The sequence below is a fragment of the Pseudomonas sp. TAA207 genome (assembly GCF_001529285.1).
GTDB classification, from domain to species: Bacteria; Pseudomonadota; Gammaproteobacteria; order Pseudomonadales; family Pseudomonadaceae; genus Aquipseudomonas; species Aquipseudomonas weihenstephanensis.
In genome coordinates this window covers 1-22,648 of record NZ_LLWJ01000058.1, presented here as the reverse complement: position 1 = coordinate 22,648, position 22,648 = coordinate 1, and the positions used below count along the sequence as shown (strand labels likewise).

At 57.9% G+C, this 22,648-nt stretch carries 18 protein-coding genes, 1 tRNA gene and 1 rRNA gene; 4 read left to right on the top strand and 16 right to left on the bottom strand.

The window, feature by feature from the left end:
• Nucleotides 1-12 precede the first annotated feature (12 nt).
• The 3 genes from AP059_RS05795 to gabD all read right to left on the bottom strand — a co-directional run bounded on the left by AP059_RS05795 (nt 13) and on the right by gabD (nt 4,276).
• Entirely contained in the window at nt 13-1,227 is a 1,215-nt protein-coding gene (locus tag AP059_RS05795; RefSeq protein WP_059762220.1) for a response regulator, read from the bottom strand.
• A gap of 144 nt (nt 1,228-1,371) precedes the next feature.
• Nucleotides 1,372-2,655 carry a 4-aminobutyrate--2-oxoglutarate transaminase gene (gene gabT / locus AP059_RS05790; protein ID WP_059762219.1) on the bottom strand — a complete coding sequence of 428 codons (1,284 nt, stop codon included), beginning with the start codon at nt 2,653-2,655 and terminating at the stop codon, nt 1,372-1,374.
• Between the two features lie 178 nt (nt 2,656-2,833).
• Nucleotides 2,834-4,276, bottom strand: a complete 1,443-nt coding sequence (gabD, locus tag AP059_RS05785) for an NADP-dependent succinate-semialdehyde dehydrogenase (protein WP_059762218.1) — start codon at nt 4,274-4,276, stop codon at nt 2,834-2,836.
• A gap of 348 nt (nt 4,277-4,624) precedes the next feature.
• Here gabD and AP059_RS05780 point away from each other — a divergent pair.
• Nucleotides 4,625-4,701, top strand: a tRNA-Arg gene (locus AP059_RS05780).
• Nucleotides 4,702-4,777: 76 nt separating this feature from the next.
• Here the strand turns inward: AP059_RS05780 and AP059_RS05775 are convergent.
• Nucleotides 4,778-5,401: a glutathione S-transferase family protein gene (locus AP059_RS05775; RefSeq protein WP_059762217.1), complete on the bottom strand. Its 624-nt coding sequence runs from the start codon at nt 5,399-5,401 to the stop codon at nt 4,778-4,780.
• A gap of 176 nt (nt 5,402-5,577) precedes the next feature.
• Between AP059_RS05775 and AP059_RS05770 the strand changes: the two genes are divergently transcribed.
• Nucleotides 5,578-6,468 carry a LysR substrate-binding domain-containing protein gene (locus tag AP059_RS05770; protein WP_059762216.1) on the top strand — a complete coding sequence of 297 codons (891 nt, stop codon included), beginning with the start codon at nt 5,578-5,580 and terminating at the stop codon, nt 6,466-6,468.
• 179 nt (nt 6,469-6,647) lie between these two features.
• On the opposite strand, the gene AP059_RS05765 is transcribed toward AP059_RS05770, so the two are convergent.
• From AP059_RS05765 to AP059_RS05730, 8 genes are all read right to left on the bottom strand, one after another.
• Nucleotides 6,648-8,126 carry a YdgA family protein gene (locus tag AP059_RS05765; RefSeq protein ID WP_059762215.1) on the bottom strand — a complete coding sequence of 493 codons (1,479 nt, stop codon included), beginning with the start codon at nt 8,124-8,126 and terminating at the stop codon, nt 6,648-6,650.
• A gap of 128 nt (nt 8,127-8,254) precedes the next feature.
• Nucleotides 8,255-8,899, bottom strand: coding sequence for a hypothetical protein (locus tag AP059_RS05760; protein ID WP_059762214.1), 645 nt, complete (start codon nt 8,897-8,899; stop codon nt 8,255-8,257).
• Between the two features lie 107 nt (nt 8,900-9,006).
• Nucleotides 9,007-10,452, bottom strand: a complete 1,446-nt coding sequence (locus AP059_RS05755) for an efflux transporter outer membrane subunit (RefSeq protein ID WP_059762213.1) — start codon at nt 10,450-10,452, stop codon at nt 9,007-9,009.
• The gene (locus tag AP059_RS05750) at nt 10,449-11,351 is read right to left on the bottom strand and encodes an efflux RND transporter periplasmic adaptor subunit (protein WP_048364733.1); all 903 of its coding nucleotides are present in this window, start codon (nt 11,349-11,351) and stop codon (nt 10,449-10,451) included. Before AP059_RS05750 ends, AP059_RS05755 begins: the two co-directional genes overlap by 4 nt.
• The gene (locus AP059_RS05745) at nt 11,348-11,557 is read right to left on the bottom strand and encodes a DUF1656 domain-containing protein (RefSeq protein ID WP_048364734.1); all 210 of its coding nucleotides are present in this window, start codon (nt 11,555-11,557) and stop codon (nt 11,348-11,350) included. Before AP059_RS05745 ends, AP059_RS05750 begins: the two co-directional genes overlap by 4 nt.
• Nucleotides 11,554-13,644, bottom strand: coding sequence for an FUSC family protein (locus AP059_RS05740; protein WP_059762212.1), 2,091 nt, complete (start codon nt 13,642-13,644; stop codon nt 11,554-11,556). Before AP059_RS05740 ends, AP059_RS05745 begins: the two co-directional genes overlap by 4 nt.
• Nucleotides 13,641-14,072 (bottom strand): MarR family winged helix-turn-helix transcriptional regulator, encoded by a 432-nt coding sequence (locus tag AP059_RS05735; RefSeq protein ID WP_059762211.1) that lies wholly within the window; start codon nt 14,070-14,072, stop codon nt 13,641-13,643. Before AP059_RS05735 ends, AP059_RS05740 begins: the two co-directional genes overlap by 4 nt.
• A gap of 102 nt (nt 14,073-14,174) precedes the next feature.
• Nucleotides 14,175-15,809 carry a glycosyltransferase family 39 protein gene (locus AP059_RS05730; protein ID WP_059762210.1) on the bottom strand — a complete coding sequence of 545 codons (1,635 nt, stop codon included), beginning with the start codon at nt 15,807-15,809 and terminating at the stop codon, nt 14,175-14,177.
• Nucleotides 15,810-15,987: 178 nt separating this feature from the next.
• Here AP059_RS05730 and AP059_RS05725 point away from each other — a divergent pair, with 178 nt between their 5' ends.
• Entirely contained in the window at nt 15,988-16,326 is a 339-nt protein-coding gene (locus tag AP059_RS05725) for a hypothetical protein (RefSeq protein ID WP_059762209.1), read from the top strand.
• Between the two features lie 7 nt (nt 16,327-16,333).
• Here AP059_RS05725 and lapD read toward each other — a convergent pair whose 3' ends face one another.
• Together lapD and lapG are read right to left on the bottom strand one after the other, a co-directional pair.
• Nucleotides 16,334-18,280, bottom strand: a complete 1,947-nt coding sequence (lapD, locus tag AP059_RS05720; protein ID WP_059762208.1) for a cyclic di-GMP receptor LapD — start codon at nt 18,278-18,280, stop codon at nt 16,334-16,336.
• A gap of 12 nt (nt 18,281-18,292) precedes the next feature.
• A complete protein-coding gene (lapG, locus tag AP059_RS05715) occupies nt 18,293-18,985 on the bottom strand; it encodes a cysteine protease LapG (RefSeq protein ID WP_048364740.1) in 693 nt (230 codons plus the stop codon).
• Between the two features lie 200 nt (nt 18,986-19,185).
• On the opposite strand from lapG, the gene AP059_RS05710 reads away from it, so the two are divergent.
• Nucleotides 19,186-19,890, top strand: a complete 705-nt coding sequence (locus AP059_RS05710; RefSeq protein WP_059762292.1) for a GntR family transcriptional regulator — start codon at nt 19,186-19,188, stop codon at nt 19,888-19,890.
• Between the two features lie 36 nt (nt 19,891-19,926).
• On the opposite strand, the gene AP059_RS05705 is transcribed toward AP059_RS05710, so the two are convergent.
• Entirely contained in the window at nt 19,927-21,804 is a 1,878-nt protein-coding gene (locus AP059_RS05705; RefSeq protein WP_059762207.1) for a methyl-accepting chemotaxis protein, read from the bottom strand.
• 613 nt (nt 21,805-22,417) lie between these two features.
• Nucleotides 22,418-22,533 (bottom strand): 5S ribosomal RNA (gene rrf, locus AP059_RS05700).
• Nucleotides 22,534-22,648: the final 115 nt, after the last annotated feature.

Below are 22,648 nucleotides of genomic sequence, written 5' to 3'. Positions count from 1 at the left end.
CTACACGGTTATTCAGGTTTTTTTGATCAGCCGTGACAGCTCGGGTACGCCGATCTTCAACAAGCGTGCCGTTTTACTCTTGGCCAACGCGTCCATGCCTTCTTCAGGCTTCAAGTTGGCCACTTGCCCGGCAAGGTTCATCAGCAACGCTTCGCGCGAATACACCCCGCCCCCCAAGTGATAAATCGCCGCAATCAACTCGCGCAGCTCCAGCGGCAAGCGCCAGCGCGTGCGCAACGCCGAACCATAGGCGGCGCCGAATTCAGCCAGTGACTCATCAATGGCGCGGGTATCCAGCTCCCCTCCGGCTTGCAGCCACTCTTGCAGGCAACGCAACAACGCTAAATCGCCCAAACGATGCAGCAAACCGGCGCAATAACAGCGCTCCTGATCCAAGTTGAGCATGCGCGCCAGCGTGCGCCCGTACTCGGCGGTGTGCAGCGACGCGTTCCAGTAGTGTTCGGCGTAGTCGGCCAGGCATGGGTCGCTCAGGCGGGCACTGCGTTTGAGGGTCAGCCCCAACACCAGGTTCATGCTTTGCGCCGGCCCCAAGCGCTGCAACGCCTGAGCCAGGGTTTGTACCGGGCTGACGCGGTGCTGGGCAGCGCTGTTGGCAGCCGCAATCAGTACAGCGGTGATTTGCGGGTCAGTGCGCACTTCCTGCTCAAGCAATTTGAGGTCCAGTCCGCCAGGGTTAAGGCTGCGCTTGACCGCCAGTTGCACATCGGCCAGCAGCGGCGCGCCGTCGGAGGACGCGCGGCGGTGCTCCAAAAAACGCTTAAGGGTCATGCCCGGCGTCAACGCGGGCACATCGCACGCAACCTCTTGCCCCGCGCTGAGTAGCAGGCCTTGCAAGCGCTGTGTCAGGCCGGGCATGTCCAACGGCTTGGTCAGGTAAGCGGTGGGCGCCAGCGGCAACGCTTCACGCACGCTGGCGCTGTCATTGCGGCTGCTTAACAAGATGAATGGCAATACCGGCTGGCGGCGGCGCTGACGCACATTGCGCAGCAGGTCCAACCCACTCACGCCCGGCAAGTCCCAGTCCGCAATCACCAGGTCATAGTCCTTTTCACTCAGCAACGCGAGTGCTTGCTGGCCTTCGCCACACACGTCCAGTTGCGCGTCGCAACGCACGCTCAGCACCACTTGTTTGAGCAGGTCCCGAGACCAGGGGTCAGTCTCGGCAATCAGCACGCTCGGCGTGGCGGATACTTCAACAGCAGTCATGAATGCACTCCGAGGGATGTCCATGCACCTTAGTCAATGCCACGCGTCGGATACAGGCAAAATGCCTTAAATGCGTTTCACAGACGAAAAAAAACCGCCGAAGCGGTTTTTTTGTGTAGCCGATCACAACTCAGACGTTAAGACTCACGCCAATTCAGCGAAGCATTCTTCGATGATGGCCAGACCTTTGTCCAGTTGCTCGTCAGGCGAGGTCAGCGGTACTAGCACCCGCAGCACGTTGCCGTAAGGACCACACGACAACAGAATCAGACCTTTCTCACGCGCCTTGGCGACTACTTGAGCCACGGCTGCCGCGTTAGGTTTGTGCGAGTCGCCGCCTTCAAACAGCTCGACAGCGATCATCGCGCCCAGCGCACGGACATCACCGATGACCGGGTACTTGGCCTGAATCGCTTTGAGGCCCGTCACCAGATGCTCGCCGACCGCTTTGCAACGGTCCAGCAGGTGCTCTTCTTCAAACACTTCGAGCACCGCCAATGCAGCGGCACAGGCAATCGGGCTACCGGCATAGGTGCCGCCCAGACCGCCTGGCGCAATGGCGTCCATCAGTTCAGCCTTGCCGCACACACCGGCCAGCGGGAAGCCGCCTGCGATGGATTTGGCAAAGGTGGTCAGGTCGGCGGTCACGCCCATCTGCTCCATGGCGAAGAAGGTACCAGTACGACCGGCACCGGTTTGCACTTCGTCGGCGATCAGCAGGATGCCGTGCTTGTCGCACAGCTCGCGCAGGCGTGCCATGAACGCTTTTGGCGCCACATAGAAACCACCTTCGCCCTGTACCGGCTCGATGATGATGGCGGCGATGTCTTTAGGCTCGGCGTCGTTTTTGAAGATGCGCTCGATGCTGGCGATGGAGTCATCCACGCTGATGCCATGCAGCTCGCACGGAAACAGCGCACGGAAGATGCCGCCTGGCATCAGGCCCATGCCCGCCGAGTACGGCACGACTTTACCGGTCAGGCCCAGGGTCATCATGGTGCGACCGTGGTAAGCGCCGGTGAATGCGATGACACCCGCGCGACCCGTGGCAGCACGGGCGATTTTCACGGCGTTTTCGACCGCTTCAGACCCCGTGGTGACCAGCAGGGTTTTTTTCTCGAAATTACCCGGCACCTTGGCGTTGATTTTTTCACACAGCTCAACGTACGGCTCGTAGGCCAGTACCTGAAAGCAGGTGTGAGTCAGCTTGGTCAGCTGCGCTTGCACGGCCGCAATGATTTTTGGGTGCAGGTGACCGGTGTTGAGCACGGCGATACCGCCTGCAAAGTCGATGAACTCACGACCTTCAACGTCAGTCACGGTCGCGTTGTGGGCCGACTCCGCGAAGATCGGGTGAATCTGGCCAACACCGCGCGGGACAGCGGCTTCACGGCGTTTCATCAGGGATGCGTTGGTCTTGTTGCTCATGGTGTTCCTCATTCGCTGCTCATCAAGCAGCGTGGTTCAAGGCTGACGCGCCAAGGAGACACTCATGCCAGCATGCGATGATCGACTGGCATGGCGCACCCGGCCACAAAAGTTAACAGTTTGAAACGCAGAAGAAGCATCGCTCTCGTGCCCCTTCTGCTTGAACCACCCGCCGGGTTTAGATCCCCAGGCAGAGATATTTGATTTCCAGGTAGTCTTCGATGCCGTACTTGGAGCCTTCACGGCCCAGGCCCGACGCTTTGATGCCGCCAAACGGCGCGACTTCGTTGGAAATCAGACCGGTGTTGACACCGACCATGCCGTATTCCAGGGCTTCTGCCACACGGAACACACGGCTCAGGTCGCGTGCATAGAAGTACGAGGCCAAGCCGAACTCGGTGTCGTTGGCCATGGCAATCACTTCGGCTTCGTCTTTGAAGCGGAACAGCGGCGCCAGCGGGCCAAAGGTTTCTTCCTTCGCCACAGCGGCATTTTTCGGCACGTTAACCAGAATTGTCGGCTCGAAGAAGCTGCCTTCGAGGCTGTGGCCGCCGGTCAACAGGGTGGCACCTTTGCTCAGTGCGTCGGCAATGTGCTCTTTGACTTTGGCCACGGCCTTTTCATCAATCAGCGGGCCGGTGGTGGTGCCCTCTTCCAGACCGTTGCCGATTTTCAGCTTGGCCACTGCGACTTTGAGCTTTTCAGCAAACGCGTCGTACACCGAATCTTGAATGTACAGACGGTTGGCACAGACGCAGGTCTGGCCATTGTTGCGATATTTGGAAATGATCGCGCCCTCGACGGCCTTATCCAGATCGGCGTCGTCGAACACGATAAATGGCGCGTTGCCGCCCAGTTCCAGCGAGACTTTTTTGATGTCCTTGGCGCATTCAGCCATCAGTTGGCGACCGATCTCGGTCGAACCGGTGAAGGACAGTTTGCGCACGATCGGGTTGCTGGTCAGCTCACCGCCGATGTCGCCAGCGCTGCCGGTGACCACGCTCAGCACGCCTTTAGGGATGCCTGCGCGATGCGCCAGCTCAACCAGTGCCAATGCCGAGAACGGGGTTTGCGAAGCAGGCTTGATCACCATCGTGCAGCCAGCCGCCAGCGCCGGGCCGGCTTTACGGGTGATCATGGCCGCCGGGAAGTTCCACGGGGTGATTGCGGCCGTTACGCCAATGGGCTGTTTGATGACGATCAGGCGCTTGTCCGGCTGATGGCCGGGAATCACATCGCCATAAATACGCTTGGCTTCTTCGGCGAACCACTCGATGAACGACGCGGCGTAAACGATTTCGCCCTTGGCTTCGGCCAGCGGCTTGCCTTGCTCCAGGGTCATCAGGCGACCCAAGTCGTCCTGGTGCTCAATCAGCAGTTCAAACCAACGGCGCAGTTTGGTCGCACGTTCTTTGGCAGTCAGGGCACGCCAGGCGGGAAGTGCTTTATCAGCAGCTTCAATGGCGCGACGGGTTTCGGCAGCGCCCATTTTTGGCACCGTACCGAGAATGTCACCGGTGGCCGGGTTGTTGACCTTGATTGTCTGACCGCCGTCCGCGTCTACCCAAGCACCATCGATATAGGCTTGCTGGCGGAACAACTGTGCGTCTTTGAGCTGCATGGTGGGCTTTCCTTAACAGCACCGCGCAGGCGCGGGGCAAATTATTGAGTGTAGAAAGGCGCCAGAGATGGCTGCCGTCAGGAAGTCATTCACTGCCAAAGTGTTCAAAAAACGCACAACACACACGGCGTGCGGTTTAGCACTCAGACAAGAGCGTTTGAAATCTCAAACGAATCCTAGGAGTAAAGGGGGTAAAGGACAATAGGTTGTTCGAAAAAAAGAACAAGCGACTGTGTTTCCCCTTTTTTCACACGGCCTCCATTAATAGCCCATATTGACGCAAGAAACACCTGCACAATCAGCGGCATGGACGGGTGACACGCAGATGAGTATCATGGCGCCCGCGTTGCACCAGTAGCTCAGCTGGATAGAGTACTGCCCTCCGAAGGCAGTGGTCGTGGGTTCGAATCCCGCCTGGTGCACCATATTTCCGCCTGGACCTGTCTCAGACAGTCTGCGCCCCCAAGAAGCCCGCCCTGTGCGGGCTTTCTTGTTTCTGGCTCAAGCCTCTGTCGCGGGCGCGGGCAGCGCGATGCCTCGCTGCACGGCGGGCCGCGCCGCGACCCGCTCGTGCCAGGCACTCATGTGTTTATGCACACTGAAGTCGAAACCGATGATGCGCGCGATGTGGGTCCAACCAAACTGGGCTATATCGGCGATGGAATACGCCTCGCCCGCCAGATAGGGGTGCGCTGCCAAACGACGGTCCAGCGTGGCAAACGCTTCATTCACCAAACGTCGGTAATGAGCAATGGCTTCAGGGTTTCGGGCTGCGGCAAACAGTTCAAAATGCACTCGCTGCCCGATGATTGGCCCAACGCTTGCGGCGTTAAACATCAACCATTGAATCGCTTCCCAGCGCATCGTGGGGACTGAGGGCAGCAGTTGCCCCGTCTTGTCGGCCAGGTAGAGCAAGATGGCTGCCGATTCGAACAGCGTTATGCCGCTGCTGTCATCTACCAGTACAGGGATACGCCCGTGCGGATTCAGGTGCAGGAAATCGGGCCGCCTGTTTTCGCCCTCTGCGATTTTGACGTGTCGTAACGTGTACGCCAGCCCCAGTTCTTCCAGGGCGATGGTGATCTTGAAACCGTTGGGTGAGCTATCGGTATAGAGCGTGATCATCTTGCAACCTCCCACCCTGCGGCCTTGCCCGGCAGGATGATCGCGGCACCTACAGCGCCTTTGATTTAGTTTTTCTACAGTCGTTCAGTACCTCTAAACGCGCTGTATTATCAGGGCCACGCTGGCTCAGTAGAAACGATACGTTCTACGCACTGTATTTAGGAAAACTAAACTCGATGGCGACTTCACTGCCCCTGCTCGCGCTACGTTGCTTCGTTGAAGTGGGTCAACGAGGCAGTATCAAGCACGCTGCTCACGCGTTGAGCGTGACACCAGGCGCGGTTAGCCAACAGATTCGGTTGTTGGAGGATCGGGTCGCAATGGCGCTTTTTACCCGCGAGCGAAGTGGCCTGCGTCTCACAGAAGCCGGAGCCAGCGTTCATCCCGCCCTGCTCCAGGCTTTTGAGCAAATGCAGGAGGCCATGAATTCTCTGGAGGCGATCAAGTCGCGGCAAACCCTGACGGTCAGCACGGTCGCCACCTTCGCCGCCTCGTGGCTGGTACCGCGCCTGGGCCGCTTCAATCAGCGTCATCCACACATCGAAGTACGGGTCGAGGCGACTTCTGCGGTGATGGACTTGCGCCGTGATCGAATCGATGTAGCGTTGCGCCATGGTCTGGGGGTCTATCCCAACCTGCACGTCACGCAGTTGATGGCGCCCGTTTTAGTGCCCGTCGCCAGTCCTGCCTTTATGGCTGCGATCCCCCGGCTGATGGAACCGCAGGATTGCCTCAACTTTGCCCTATTGCACGACTCTGACCGGGCAGACTGGGCCTTGTGGCTCGCAGCGCATGGCGTAGCAAAAGACCCTCGCGCAGAACGCGGGACGGCGTTTGAAGATGACTTTTTACTTATTCGCGCAGCAGAGGCAGGCCAGGGGCTGGCGTTAGTGGCGCAAGAGCACGCACGCGAAGAAATCGCTGCGGGGCGTCTCGTACAGGTGCTGGATAAACCCTGGCCTGCACGCTTCGCCTACTACGTCGTGACCCGACCCGATGCCATGCAACGCGATGAAGTCAAAGCGTTCGTGGAGTGGATCATGGAGCAAGCTCAGGGTTCAATCTGAGCCAACACCTGTCGATACTTGGGTGCCGCCTGTAGTCGTTGACACGTCATGCGAGGCTGCGCTCGGGCGCGTAGCGGTCGTAAACCGTTCAACCCGGTGCCTCAAAGGCACCGCGGTAGTCGGGTTTACGATCGCTTCGCAGTCGAGCGCGGTGTGGGCAATGGCTACGTCTTGGTCGGTTATTGCATCGGAGCGTTGAAGCGCATCGTCATTTGGGTGATGAAGTCTTCAAGGCTCATTTTCTGGCCATTGAAGTCCACCTGCCCTGCTGCGTAGTTCAACGTCGCCAGGATGTTAGTGCCTTCAACTTTTGCCAGGCCCGTGCCCACGGCAAGGTTGCTGACCATGTCGCTGGTCATGGTGCCAACCTGAGCCAGGGCCTGCGGATCAGTTTGCCCTGCCAACTGCGCCTGCACACCGGCAAGATCAGCAATCATCGGCTTGGACAATTGCAGCTTGGCGTCCAGCGAGGTCAGCAGTTGCTTGGTGACTTCTACCGGCGGCTGGTCAAGTGCGGCGGGCTGAGCCAGCGCAACGGCCAGGTTGAACTCACTTTCGCCATTAGGTGTTTTTACGCTGAGCTTCTCCACGGCCATCTTCGGCTTGGCGGCCAGCAAGGTTTCGAGCTGGGTTTGCAACTGGGTTTGCTCAGCCAGCGTCAGCTCGCGGGCGGGCAACGTGCCGTCAGCCTTGGGCTGGAATTTGGTCTGGTAAATCTGAAACAACGCCTGCATGGCCGGAATGTCCAGGCTGCTGGCACTCATGACCAGTTGTGCGGTGCCCACCGGGTTGTTGTTGAGGGTCACGTCACCCACCTTGTAGTCCAACCGCCCGGACAATAATTGACCCTTGGCGGAGGTGGAACCGGAGTATTCAAAGTTGTTGAGCTTGAGCACCGACTGACGATCACCAAAGGTGATTTGGCTTTCACTCAGTTTCAGGAAGTTCTGGCCGAGGAAGAAACCAAACTCGCTTTTGTTCAAGTCACTGGCCGCGGTCAGGCCATTGAGTTCAACCAGCAAAGGCGGTCTGTTAGGGAACACGGCATTGAGCTTGAAGTGGTCCATGTAGCCTTTGCCTTTGAAGTTTTGACCTTCGGCATCGGACTGCCCTTCCATGCTCATGCCCGAGAAGCTGAGGCTGGAGTTGGCGTCCAGGGCCATTTCCAGAGGCAGCAGCTCCATGTGGCCTTCTACTGCGCGGTTGTAAGCCAGCGTGACCTGACCTTGCAACGGCGACTGCTCTTTGGCGGCAGCAAACCATTTTGCAGTGAACGGGGTTTTTACCAGCGAATAGTTGCTGGTGGCCATCACCGGCATCCATTTAAAGGTTTTGATACGCGACCACGGCAACGGGCCGTGCTCAATGTGGTCAACGAACAGCAACTCCACAGGCTGGGCACCCGGCCCGGCGGAGTCGTCCGACATTTTTACCCGGTAGTTGGCGGTGCTGCTGTAGAGATGACGATCAAGCGATACCAGTTCGATCGAGCCGTGGGTTGGCGTGCCTTGCAGTTGCGACGCGAGTTCTTTGTTGGCTTCCTGGATCGACGTTTGCAGCACGCCTTCCAGTTTGGTCCCGGTGTACCAAGCGCCAGCGGTGTTCAGAGCACCTGCAATAACAACAATCCCTACTAGCACGCCTAATGGTTTATTCATCAGTTGACCCGTTCAATGTCCGTTGTGTTGAAAGTAATAGCGGTCTTTGCCAAGCCCGTCGTGGGCCGAAAAGTGGCAGCAGGGTAACACTGGCGACCCGCCGGTCGCCTGTTTCAGTCACGCAAAATTCATGAGGAGTGGGCGTAGAGACGGTCGATTTCATCCAGACGATGGTCAAAAGCCTTGAGGCTGGCGCTCCAGGTGTACACCAACACTTCGAGGTCGTGATCAATGCAGATTTCACCTACCGGATTTACAGATGAGTCTGAGTAATCCAGCTGATAACGCTCACGGGCCATTGCGGCCGCGACGTCAGATAACTCACGCGCGCAGTCGAGCCATTGGCGCTCCTCCGAGGGCAGGGCTTTGTCGAGTTTCAGGCATTGGGTTTTCAAGGCGTCGAGGCTTTTTTCCAGCGGGGTGCCGGTGAGTTCGCCCATAAATTCCTGGAACGTGCGGCCCGGCTGCCAATAACTGCCCCAAAAGTAGCGGTCGAAAACGGTTTCGACCCGCCGCAGCGCGACTTTGGCGTCCCAGATCAAGACCCGGGTCTGGCCCTCTTCGACCTGGCGCTTTTTGATGTGCCGGGTTTGCACCGTCGCCCACGCCACCATCGCAATGGCCAGTACCGCAATCAACGCACTGGCGCTGTCGAGGAAAAACATCGCCTTATCGATCTGGTGCGCCAGCATGATGCCGTAGAAATAGGTCGCAGACAGCAGCACCACCGCGACCACCGCACACCAGAAACCGGGAGCATAAGGGTTTTTCATTATTAGTATCCCCATCAAGCATTGCCTGCGCGATGGGGAGGGCTAAAAGACCCGCGACGCCCTGAGCCATCGTTTTGATACCGACCTCTCAGAGCATAGCAACGCCCTCAGGGTTTCGCGTTGGCCGGGGCTTGCGTTCGTCCACTTTCCCAGCCGCCGCCCAGGGCCAGAAACAGGTCGATTTGGCTCATGGCTACCTGGGTGTTAGCGGCCGACAGTTGCGCGCGCATGTCGGTGTAGGTGCGGGTCGCTTGCAGGTCAGCCAAAAACGACTCGCGCCCTGCCTGAAAGAACTGATGCGTTTGATCGGCTGCGGTTTTGGCCGACGCTTCGGCTTCTGCCAAGGCATCGCGGCGCTGCAACAGCGCGGTGTATTGCACCAGGCTGGTTTGGGTTTCACGGATGGCGTTCAGCACCACACCGTCGAACTTGGCCAGCGCGCCTTGGGTGACGGCTTCGGCTTCACGGATCCGCGCCCGCGAACCGTTGGTAGGAATGGTCCAGCTCAACAGCGGGCCAAAGCCCCAGCGGTTGGTGGGTGCGGTGCCCAGATTATCAATGATGCCGACGGTCCCGATGCTCGCGCCAATGCTGATGTCCGGGTACAGCGAGCCGGTGGCCACCCCGATTTCAGCCGTGGCCGCCGCCAGATGACGCTCTGCTTGGCGCACATCCGGGCGGCGTTTGAGCAACGCAGCGCCATCGCCCACCGGCAGCAATTGCGCGATATGCGGCAGCTCGGCGCAGGTGGCAACGCCAGCGGGCAGTTGGTCGAGCGGCTTGGCCAGCAACATCGACAAACGAAACAGGCCGGACTGGCGCAAGGCTTCGTAGCGCGGCAGTTCCGCGCGCAACGATTTGAATTGCGTCTGCGAACGGGTGACCTGGGTTTCGTCGCCGCGCCCCGCATCCCGCAACTGTTGGGTCAGGTGTGTGCTTTGCGCTTGCAGCGTGAGCGACTCTTCGGCGATGTGGTGCTCTTCGTTTGCCGCGCACACTTGGGTGTAGGCCCGAACCACGTCCGCCACCAAGGTAATGCGCGCGGTGTCGGCGGCGGCCTGCGTCGCATCGGCGTTGGCTTGTGCGGCCTCAATGCCGCGCTGCAAGGTGCCCCACAAATCGAACTGATACGAGGTGCTGATACCCAGATCACCCACGTTGGCGACCGGGACTTTATCTGCCAGCAAGAACGCTTCGCCGGACTCTTGCAAGCGCTGGGCACCCGCCTTCACCGAGCCGCTCCAGCCACCTGCCGATTGCGCTTGTTCAACTTGCGCCCGCGCCCGCGACAAGTTTGCCGCCGCGACCCGCAAGTCGGTGTTGGAGGCCAGCGCCTGGCGCACCAGCTCATTGAGTTTGGGGTCTTGATAGAGCTTCCACCAATCGGCGGGCACGGGAGCCGACATCACGTTGGCGCCCTTGCCCGCAAACTCACCCTGTACATCCGCGCGCTGCAATGCGGCGTCTTTGGGCAGGTGGTAATCAGGCCCCACCAACTGACAGCCCGACAGCAGCAAACCCAGCCCTACGGCTGCCAGGTGAACAGCTTTCATTGCGCGTTCTCCTGCGCAGGTTTGGCCTTGGGGGAGTCTTCGATGATCGAGACAGTGGCGGTACGCCCGGCGATCATGCGGAAATCTTCGGGCACGTCGTCAAACACGATGCGCACGGGAATCCGTTGCGCCAAACGCACCCAGCTGAACGCCGGGTTAATGTTGGGCAGCAGGTTCTGGCCGCTGCTGCGGTCACGGTCTTCGATACCGGCCACGATGCTTTCGACATGCCCGCGCAGGCGCGCATTGTCGCCAATCACGCGGATATCGACGCTTTGGCCAACGTGGATGCCGTCGAGTTTGGTTTCTTCAAAGTAGCCGTCGATGTGAAACGAACTGCTGTCAACAATCGACAACACCGGTCGCCCGGCGGTCACGAACTCATTGACCCGTGGCGCGCGGTCGTTGACATAGCCGTCCACCGGGCTGCGCACCACGGTGCGGTCCAGGTTGAGCTGGGCACTGTCCACGGCCACTTGAGCTTCGGTGAGGGCCGCTTGGGCGCGCATTTCGCGGGACTGGCTTTCTTCCAGTTGCTCACGCGCGACCAGATTGCCCAACCCTTTGTTACGACGGCTTTCGCGTTGCGCCTGAGCCAGGGTTTCCTTGCGGTCTGCCACGGTGGCTTGGGCCTGGCGCAAGGCCAATTTGAAACGCTCCTGATCGATCACAAACAGCACTTGATCACGGGTGACGGGCTGGTTGTCACGCACCTCAACCTGCTTGATCAGGCCCGAAACGTCGGGAGCAATTTGCACCACGTCGGCCCGGATGTGGCCGTCCCGCGTCCAGGGCGCAAACATGTAATACATCGTCATGCGCCAGACCACGACGCAGGCAAACGCCACCACCAGCAAGGTGAGAACGACGCGGCCCAAGGTCAATAAAGGTTTTTTCATGTCATCAAATATCGACTAAACGAATCCACAACGCCAAGCAGCAGAGCGTAGAGACCGACGTTGAACAAAGCCCGGTGCCAGACCAGGCGGTAAAAGTGCACACGCGTAAGCACCGCGTGAATCACCAAAAACAGCAAGTAAGTGATGCCCATCAGCACCAGAAGTGTGGGCAGGAACACGCCACTGACATCCACATCACCGATCATAACGGCGCTCCATCAATGCCTTGTACATGGGGCTGGGGCAGGTCGTCGTTGTCGACTATAAATTCGACGCCGGGCAACAGCGCCAGCCGCAAACCGCTTAACGCGTGCAGCAAGTGAACGCGTGCGTCACCTTCGTCCTGCAAATCGGTGGCATTGAGCGCACGGCGCGTACGATCCATCGTCATCTGCAACCCCGCAGGCACGGGCAAGCGTTCGCCCGACATCAGGCAGGCGCGAAAATAATCGCCCACGTCACTGACCACCTGACGCAGCAGCAGTTGCGGGCCGCCGGTCACCCGAGGCGCATACGCGAGCAGGTCCAGCAGGTTGAGCGCCACGCGCAGCTCACGCACTGCAATGCCGGTGTCTTGGCCCGTCATGGCCAGACGCGGTAAATGTTGCATCAGGCGGTCGAGCATTTGTGCGCCCATCTGCCGGTGTTCCGCCAGGGTCGCCGGTTTGGTAAGGCGTACGATGTCGCGCCAACTGAACCGTGTCAGGCGTTTGGCCGCCAGTTCAGCGCCAAAAGGCCGCGCGATGAGGGTCCACACAAACGCAAACAACAAGCCTATCGGGCCGGCCAGGTTGGCGTTCATGAACACCATGAAGTCGGCGTCGTAGGCACCCTGAATGCTGATAAACGATGCGGTGTTCACAATCGTCAGCAACGTGCCCAGATAGAAGCGCGGTTGCACGGTGAGCGTGCCGACACAAATAAAGGGCACCGCGAACGCCAGCACCAGCATCGGAAAATCATGCAGGTTGGGCAGGATCACGAACAGGTACAAACTGGCGAACAACACCGACAGCGAGGTCCAGAAAAAGAACCGGTAAATCTGCGGGGCCGGGTCGTCCATCGCGGCAAAAAAACTGCACGCGACGGCCGCCAGAATCACAGCACTGGCGCCGTCGGTCCACCCGAGCAAAATCCACAACACGCACGCCACAACAATGGCGGTTACGGTGGAGAACGCCGAATAGAGCATCAGGCCGCGGTCCAGAAACGGCGTCAGGCGGCCCAGGCGCCAATGCCGATACACCGCGCGCCAGACCTCTTGATCGCCGGTGGTGATGGCTTGTTGCAAGCTGCGGCAGTCTTGCCACAAATCGATCCACTCACCCAAGCGGTAGAGCACGTTGGACAACAACAGTTGGCGGCGATCATCGAGCGCCGCCGCGCCGGGTTGCAGCGCTTCAAGTTCGTGGCGCAGGGCTTTCCAGTGCTCGACGGGCGCCCCTTGGCTTGTGCTGTCCAGCCATTGACGTGTGTGGTCGAGCAGCGGGGTCACTTTTTCCACCAGCTCGGGGGTGCGCCGTTCGAGGGCGTATAACGCATCGTCGAGGGCATCCACCACGGGCAGCAGGTGGATCATTCGCCCACGCAGTTCTTTTGTATTGCGCACGGTCTGCGGGTGCGCGCCCTCGTGGGGCAGCTGACCAATCATCAACTCAAGCGTGTTGAACGTCGCCACCATCGAGGAGCGCAAGCCGCTGGCTTTGTTCGGCTCTACATCGCGGGCCAGAAAGTGTTTGCTGTAGTTGGCAGCGTCACCAAACCACTTGCCTGCGGCATCGATAAATACCGGGGTCAAACGGCGCGGCCAGAACATGCTGCCCACAACGGCCGCGCAAACAATACCGAGCATGATTTCTTCGGTACGCGAGATGGCAATGTCGAAAACGTTGAGCGGATTATCGACGATGGGCAAAGCGATCATGGGCATGGTGTAGCCCGCCAGCATGAAGATGTAACTGTTGGCGGTGCGCAGGTGCAGCGACAGGAACAACAGGATGCCGGTCCACAGAGCAATCACCAGCACCAGCAAAAACGGGGTTTGCACAAACAGCGGCACAAAGAACACAGCCGCCGCGGCACCCAGCAAGGTGCCGAGGGCGCGGTACACGGCCTTGGAGCTGGTTGGCCCAACGAAGGGGCTGGAAACGATGTAAACCGTTGCCATCGCCCAATACGGACGCGGCATTTCCATGAGTAGGGCGATGTACAGCGCAATCATCGACGCGGCGAAAGTACGTACGCCGTAAAACCAGTCGCGGGCTGGCGGCATGCTGCTGAAAAAACCGTTCAAGAGCCGGCTCCGTCAGTCAGTTGACCGGCTGCTTCGAAGGCTTTAATCACCCGCAACGCAGCTTGCTGGTCGGCCAGCGAGATATCGGCCAGCGCCGCGCGGCGCAACTGCACCAATTGCGCTTCAATCGCCTGCGCCAGCGCTCGGCCAGTGTCGGTGAGGCTTAAGGTCTTGGCGCGTCGGTCACTGGCGTCTTCGCAACGGCGCACATAGCCGTCTTTGCACAGTTGATCGAGCAGGCGCACCAGCGACGGGCTTTCCATACCCGCAGCATGGGCGACGGTCACTTGCCGCACGCCCTCACCCAAACGCCCGATGATCAGCAGCGGCATGGCGCAGGCTTCGGAAATACCGTAGTTGATCAGCGTGGTTTGGCACACGCGTCGCCAATGGCGAGTCGCGACCACCATCCCGGTGCTGAGGCTCATTTGGAGTGAATCAAGAGTGTCAGGCAAGAGAAGTGTCACATAATGTTAGTTTGCTAACTATTAATACTGCGCGGCGAGCCGGTCTCAGTCAAGTGTTGCAAATTAATTCTTTAACAGATTATTGCTGGCTTCCAATGGCGACCGATCACGCTCGCGCCCGCATTCGCCCGTGTCACAGGTCAAATATAGACGAGCCTGGGTGTCATCGAAGGTCAGGTCTTGCGCCTTGCGCCAGCGCGCCGGGATAGGCGCAAAATCGTCAGGCTGCTCACTGCTGCTGATCAACCAGACTCGCCCGGGGCCGGACGGCAGGTCTTGCAGCCGATCGACATAGAGGCTTGCGTCAGCGTGCGTCATCAACGTGCCAAAACCATAAGCGTTCGGCCGCCCTGACGCGCCGTCGTGGGTCGGCGGCGTGTACAGCATGGGCTGCGAACCGGTCTTGTTGTAGTAGACGTAGCTGAAGTACCAAAACAGATCGCTGACAACGATCCGGTCACCGGGTAAAAACTGCTGATTGACGTGCCCCACCAAACGGTCGAAGTGATCGGCCTCGTTGCTGAAGTTGCTGCGTAGACCGAGCAGCTCAGCCCCGATGAATATCGTCAGTAAGCCCACTTCCACAACGCGCCAGCGCGGGTACAGGCGGTCAGCCACCAGCGCTACGATCATCGGCAGCCCCAGCGCAGCAAACATCAGGTAACGCTCAATAAAGAGCGGCGAAATAAACGACACCACATAAATCAGCAGAATCGGCAGCACGGTGTAAATGACCAGAAGCGTCGGCAATTTGTAGGGTGTGCGATCACGCAGTGCAGCACCCGCCAGCACGCCCAACAGCAACAACGGCCCGAGCCAGAACAGAGGCCAGGGTAGGTCGTCGCCTTCATCCTGAATCAAAAACTGCCACGTCATCGCGGGCAACGAGCGTGCATCCACGGCAGGCTCCCAGCCCACATCACCGCCTGCTTTGAGTTGGTCCATGTGTTGCAACAAATCAACAAGCCCCGGCAACCAGGGCAAAAACAACACCACAATCGCCACATTGGCGACCCACCACGCGGGTCGTTTGATCAGCGCATCGGGACCGGTTTTGCGGGCACTGAGCAACAGCACATACAGCCAATGGGCCAACACACAGAAGGCGCTGAAGTAATGGGTGTAGAACGCGGCCGCCATCAGTGCGGCATACGCCAGCAGATATCGGTTTTTAGCTGGAGTTTTAACCCAATACACCAAGGCAATCGTGGCCGCCATCAGCCACACACCCAGCCATGCGTACATGCGCACTTCCTGGCTGTAACGTACGGCCGTCGGTAGTAGCGCCAGCAATAGGCCCGCGAGCAAGGCCGCGCGTTGGGTCGAGATCAGACGCATCCACCACATGCCAAGAAACACCGTGGCAATACCGGGTAATACGCTCAGGGCGCGAATGGAAAACAGGTTGTCTGCGAACAGTGCAATCCAACCATGCAACAGCATGAAATACAGTGGGGGGTGCACATCGCGGGCGGCATGCAGCCAGATGCCCGCCAGCGAGAATTGGCTCAACAGCAGGCTGGAGCCTTCGTCGCACCAGATAGCAGACGCGGTGGAACCATAAAAACGCACCGCCGAGGCGAGCAGCAAAATAGCCCAGAGCCACGGCAGACGAATCAATGTGGCCAGTACACCGTGAGGCTGCTGCGAAATACGAGGCACAGGCTCGCTGACATGGTTACGGCTAAGTACGCCCATCCTTCACCTGCTAACTGTTGAAACTGCGTAATGGGCTGTTGTAATGCGGCCAAGTGTAGGCCACAAATCCCTTTAAAAGCAGGGTCAGGCGCCCCCCCGCACGAGGAGTCTGCCGCCAATCAATTGTTGGCCTATGCTCACATCATTGTGTTCGTCGTGACCTTGAGGGGGCTGTTCAATGTTCTACGTGCAACGTGATGCCCAAGGTGCGTTAAGTCGGGTTGATGCGCTTGAATTTGCAGGCGCCAGCGCAACGCTGCCTGCTGACCACCCTGAAATACTGGCGTGGCAAACCAATGTGATCGTTGAAAAGCGTTTGCAGCAACTGCGCCAAAGTGACCTGGAAATGATCCGGGTACTCGACGACCTGATTCAGGTACTCACGCAAAAAGGGGTCATTCGTGTCACCGACTTACCGGCGGCGGCTCAAGCCAAGTTGATGGACCGCACGCAAGCCCGTGAAGCACTCGATGGCCTGAACCATTTAATTACCGATGATGAAAGCGGGCTGATTTGACCCGGCATTACTTCCAGAGCGCGGGCGAGCCGAACAGTTGACCTTGCACGCCCCATAAACCCATGTCGCGGATGACCTTCAACTCACCTTCTGTCTCGACACGCTCAGCGATCAGCGGCAAATCAATACTGTGGGCGGCATGCTGAATCGCCTCGATAAACAGACGCTTGTCGGGCTCCTGATCAATGGCGCGGATATAACTGCTGTCGATCTTCAAATACGCGAGGCCCAGGCTCGCCAAGTTGCCGATCATGCTGAAGCGCCCGCCAAAACGTTGCAGGCTCAACGAAAAGCCCAACTCACGCAGACGACGGGTGATCTGCTCCAGCACCGCTTGTTCCGGGAGGTGTTCTTCGGCTATTTCCAGCGTGAGCCGAGGGCCAAGGTCACGGTTTTTATGCAGCAGTTGCATCAGTCGGTCTAGCGACTGCGGATCAGCCATAGACGCTGGCGACAGGTTCAACGCCAAGGACTGGTCGTGGTCTCGCATTTGCTCCAGCACCCGGTCAAAGATCAGGCTGTCCAGCCGGTCAGACCAGCCAAAGCGTTCCAGCCAAGGCAGAAAGCGCCCCGCAGGGATCGCTTGGCCGCCATCGTCGAGCAAACGCGACATGACTTTGTAATGCAACACCATCGCGGGATTCTGAGCGGCCACGACCGGCTGGAAATACAGTTCAAAACGGCGCTGGCTCAATGCCTTCTCAAGCAGGCTGTGCCACGCGTGGTGATCCTCGCTCACGGCCAGCCCTTCGCCTTGTTCAATGCAGACCCAACAGTGCTCGGTATGAGCATCGGCTTGTGCCAACGCTTGATCCGCTAACCCAAGCACCGCTTGTGGCGGGTCCCCGGCCACATAAGACACAACACCAATGGTGGCGATCGGTGCCAGATCCGAGGCGCCTGTGGTCTGAAGGCTGACAAAGTCTGTTTCCAGCGCCTGCGCCAGTTGCAAGGCCTCTTCGTGGACCAGGCCGGGGGCCAGTACGGCAAATTCGCCCCCGCGCACACGGGTGATCATGTTGTGTGTTTCGGGGTATTTGGCGCACTGGCGCATTAACAACTGGGCAACGGCTTGCAGTAACTGATCGGTGTGTTGCCCGCCCAGGCGCTGATTGAGCCCAGCCAAATCTTTTACCCGGATCATGAGCAGATAGCCCGAACTGGCCCGCTCGCCATGCGTGACGCGGTCATGCAACTGCATTTCAAAATAACGTCGATTGGCCAGCCCGGTCAGCTTGTCCTGATAAGACTCGATGCGCAGGCGTTCGCTGCGTTCGGCCTGCTCCTTGAACAGGGCTTTGAGTTTTTCGACCATTTGGTTCATGGCTTGCACCACGCGGCGCAGTTCCGGAGTGCGCGGCAGTTCAGGCAGGCTGAGAAACTCTCGCCGGGCAATGGCTTGAGACTGTTCAACCATATAATCCAGCGGCTTGAGCTGACGACGCAGCAGCAAAGCCCCCAGTATCGCGCTCACAACACCGCAGAGCAGCAACCACGCCAGACTGCCCAATGCACTTTGCCAAAGCTTGGCGAGGGCAAACATGGGATGGCTGACCACCTCTACCCGTGCAGCTTGCTCCCAGCCGCGACTGACAATGGCATCGCCGCCGGCCGGTTCCAGGCCGATCAGTTTGACGAACCATGACGGTACCTGGCTGCTATTGGGTGTCGCGCTGCGTTCGACCAGGACCTTGCCGTCCTTGGCATCGACCACCCGAATGCTGGCGTAGTAGCCGCTGTCGAAAATCGAGCTGACCATTAATTCGGTCATGGCGGGATCGTCGATGTTGGGGGTCAAGGACACGGCCAATGCGGTGGCAGCATCCTGAGCATGGGAGCGCAGTTGGTTGACGTATTGCGCGCGCGAGCTTTCAAGGCTGACCATAAAGCTGCCACTGAAGGCGATCACCAGAAACAAACAGATCGCAATTAACAGTTGTTTGAACAGGGACATGGTTGCTCCAGGTTATTGGCTGGTCTCAATCGGAAAACCTTCTGCCTGCATTTTTTTCAGTACATCCTGCCAGCGAGACAAACGTTTGGTGTCGCCCACTTTCTTGGTGTTATTGGCGCCCGGTAGCCAGAGGCCTTGTGCATTGAAAGAATAGACCGGTAACAAGTCAGTGCGCTGGTTGGCGGGTTTGATGGCGTCCATCAAACTGTCGAGTACCAGCGGCATGGCATTGGGGCTTGGGTAGTAGGTGAGCACCATGTGCGCGCGGTTCAGGCTCAGGGCTTTTACGTACGTGATTTGCAGCTTCTCACTGGGTACACCCAGGTGCCGGAGGCTGAAATACTTGGCGATCGCGTAATCTTCACAATCACCCGCGCCTTTCCAGAGCGCTTGAATCGGCGTGGCCCAGTAATCCTCCTGATGCCACAAATCGATGTCTTCGCGGTATTTGAGCTGTGCGTTGAAGAACTGGTTAACCACCCGCAGCTTTTCAGCTTCTGGGATTTGTTTTTGGGTGGCTAATAATTGTTGCCAGGCATCAATCCGTTTGCGGCCCTCGCCCAGGGGCCCGTAAAGCGTTTCGGCACGGCGGCTGATCACGGAAAAATCCCAATCAGCGTGCAGGCCGCCCAGCAAGGTGCCAGCCAGCAACAAGGCTGTTAACAACCAGCGCAAGGGTAAAGGAAGGCTAAACCGGCGAGCCAACTGCGTATTCCATCAAGCGGCACCTAAGAAGAATCTGTGCAAAGTGGGCCCAGAAACAAAAAAAGACAATGGCACCTTGCGATCACTGGGAGTGTAGTCGCGTTAAACTCGCTGTAACGAGGTTTGACAAGGATTCGGTCTGTACCTACTTTGAATTGGATCCAAATAAGCAGCTGGTTATCAGCCGTGGGTGCGCCAACGTGGCCGTCAAACTAAACCCCTTAAGCAGTATCGAAGTGCACGCTCCGGTTGCGGCTCATCAAGCCCGTTCGGTGATAGAAGAATCCTTGCGCAATGCCATCCTTGATGGACGCCTGCCCTGTGGCACTGCCATTCGACAGGAGGCGCTGGCTACGTTGTTTGGTGTGAGCCGCATGCCGGTGCGCGAGGCACTGCGTCAGCTTGAAGCTCAAGGCTTACTGCGCGTGGAGCAGTACAAAGGCGCGGTGGTAGCACCCTTGATTGAGGACAGTTCGCTGGAGTCTTACCAACTTCGTTTATTGTTGGAATCCGAGGCGCTGCGCTTGTCAGTGCCTTTATTGGATGAACAGGACTTTGCAGACGCCGCGGCGTATATCCAGGCGCTGGAAGTCGAAACAGACTTGAGCAAAGTGGGCACCCTCAATCGTTTGTTCCACCAAGCGCTCTACAACAAAGCACCCAACAAGAAGCTCTTGGCGTTAGTGAATGTTGGCTTGGTAGAAGAAGAGCGCTTTTTGCGTTTTAACCTGCAACAAATGAACTTGGGGCCGCTGGCTCAGGATGATCACCGCACCCTGTTGCAACTGGCCCGCGGGCGTGAGGTGCAAGCGTGTGTCAAAGAGCTGGAGCTTCATTTACACCGGGCTGTTAAAGCAATTACTCAGTATTTGGGCAACCAAAAACAAAACAGCCCTGACGTTTAAAACGACAGGGCTGTGGATAACTAACCGCGCGTTGAATCAGATCTTGAAGCTGTCGACCAACTGCTTCAGGCGACTGGCTTGTTGCGACAAAGCATCGCAATCTTTGAGCGTTTCGTTGAGATTAACCACACCTTGCTGGTTCAGCAGGTTGATCTGGTTGATATCGACGTTGAGCGTTTCAACTACAGCCGTCTGTTCTTCAGTCGCGGCTGCAACCGACTGGTTCATGCCGTCAATTTCTTCGATACGCTGAGTCACGCTGATCAAACGGGCGCCGGCCTGGTTGGCCACCTCAACGCTCTCTTCACTGGAAACCTGACTGGCGTTCATGGTGGTCACCGCTTCTCGCGAGCCCACTTGCAGTGAAGTGATCATTTTATGGATCTCTTCTGCGGACTCCTGAGTGCGGTGAGCAAGGTTGCGCACCTCATCCGCTACAACAGCGAAACCACGACCCGCTTCACCTGCACGCGCTGCTTCAATGGCGGCATTGAGGGCCAACAGGTTGGTTTGCTGGGAAATCCCTTTGATCACGTCCAGGATATGGCCAATGTTGTCGGTGCTGGCATTCAGGGTTTCGATCTGGGCACAGGACAAGCTAATTTTCTGCGACAGTTCGGTCATGGCCTGAATGGTCTGTTCAACCACCTGACGCCCATCATCCGCTTGCTCACTTGCGCCGCTGGCGTGCTGCGAAGCATCAGCGGCGTTGCGTGCGATTTCTTGTGTGGCAGCACCCAACTCGTTGATGGCGGCAGCAACGCTGTTGGTACGCGCACTTTGCTCATCCGAACCCAGGATCGAAGCATTGGACGACGCCATCACCCGCTGGGACAAATCATGCACCTGACGGGTTGCCGAAGACACTTCGGAAATCGATGCGTGAATACGTTCTACAAACTGGTTGAAAGAGCTGGCCAGCAAGCCGAACTCGTCTTTGCTCTCAATCACCAAGCGACGTGTCAGGTCACCTTCGCCTTGCGCAATGTCCTGCATCGCGCGGCCCATCGTAGTCAAAGGACGCATCAGGAACTGAATCAACAGACTCAGCAGCACGGCAATCACGGCGACCGCAATAAACATCGCGATAAATGCAGAGGTACGGAACTTAGATAGCGGTGCGTAAGCTTTTTCTTTATCGAGCGATTGCCCGATATACCAATCCGCAGGCAAGCCGGTTACAGGCGTGAAGGACATAATCCGCTCATGGCCATTGAGGCTCACTTCCTGGATGCCTTTCTGAATGCGCAGCGCACTCGACGGGTAGATGTCTTTCAGGTTTTTCATGACCTGATCTTTTTCAGGACTCACGATAACCTGGCCGTCACCGCTGACCAGGAACGCGTAGCCCAAACCGCCTGAATCTACCGAGTTGATGATTTTTACCAAGCTGTCCAGGCTCAAATCGCCACCGACAACACCCAGCAACTCACCGTTCTTTTTGACTGGCATGGCGATGGTCACAATCAAACCACCGACTGCTGCCATATACGGCGGTGTCAGCATGGTTTGACCGGCAATGACACCTTGCTTGTACCACGGCCGCTCACGCGGATCGTAACCGTCTGGCATCTTGGCGTCTGGGCGTTGGGTAAACACGCCGTTTGCCTGACCCACATAGGTAAATTGAAAGTTCGACGTGAAGGCGGGCTGATCAACCAACCCAGGCAAATCAGCCTGGCTGCCTTGATGCGCCACATTTTGCGCGAGGCTTTCGAGCACCAGAATACGACCAGTCAGCCAATTTTGAACGCTGCTGGCAGTCAGGTTGCCAGCTTGTTGCACTGACGACTCGATGTTTTGCTTGATGGTGTTTCGCTGCAGGTAGTCGTTGTACAACGTGAACAACGCAAACGCCAGAACCACGACGCCTGAAGCGGCCAGAAGGATTTTATGGCTGAACTTGAGATTCATTTCATGGGACTTCTTATGCCAAGAGTGGGGATGCGTACGGGCGTAACATTCCGTGTAACAGCGCAGGCAGCCTTTTTCCGGCAGCTCTACTAAAGCACGCATTGCTCAAGAGGCTGTCGGCACCAAACTCGGAAAACTTAGCCATTTGTGATGGCATTTTGTTTAATCCGACGAAAGATAAACACTTGGTGTTTAAAACCAGGTGCACACGGCCATTCAGGGTGGCGCAGATATGCAGCATGCTCAGCCTGCGAGAACACGAGGCAGGTTACGTTTTTGGTCGGCGGATGCTGAGCGGGCGCTGTGTGGGGTTGGCACAGCGCTTAGGCGGCTCAATCGGGGCGTGAGCGAATTCTCTGAAATGGTACGTCGCTGGTTCGTTGCGAGTTGGAAGACGCGCAGCAGCGCTGATGGATCTGTATGTCTACTTGAGCTCGACTATCAACGCAGCGGGCTGGAGGAGCCAGGGAGTTGTTGCCGCATCATTGGCAATCGATTGAGTTACGCAGGACGGGAACCGAGCGTGGGGCAGCCAGGGCCGCAATCTTAAGATTTATCGTGCACAAAAACAAAACCCCTGTCTGCGTGAGCAAACAGGGGTTTTGGAATTCAATCTTGACGATGACCTACTCTCACATGGGGAAACCCCACACTACCATCGGCGATGCATCGTTTCACTGCTGAGTTCGGGATGGGATCAGGTGGTTCCAATGCTCTATGGTCGTCAAGAAATTCTGTGACAGATCCGTTAGTGAATAACGTGTCTGTGAAAACTTGGGACTTCTATAAAAACAAAATCCCCATCTGCGTGAGCAGACAGGGATTCTGGAATTTAATCTTGACG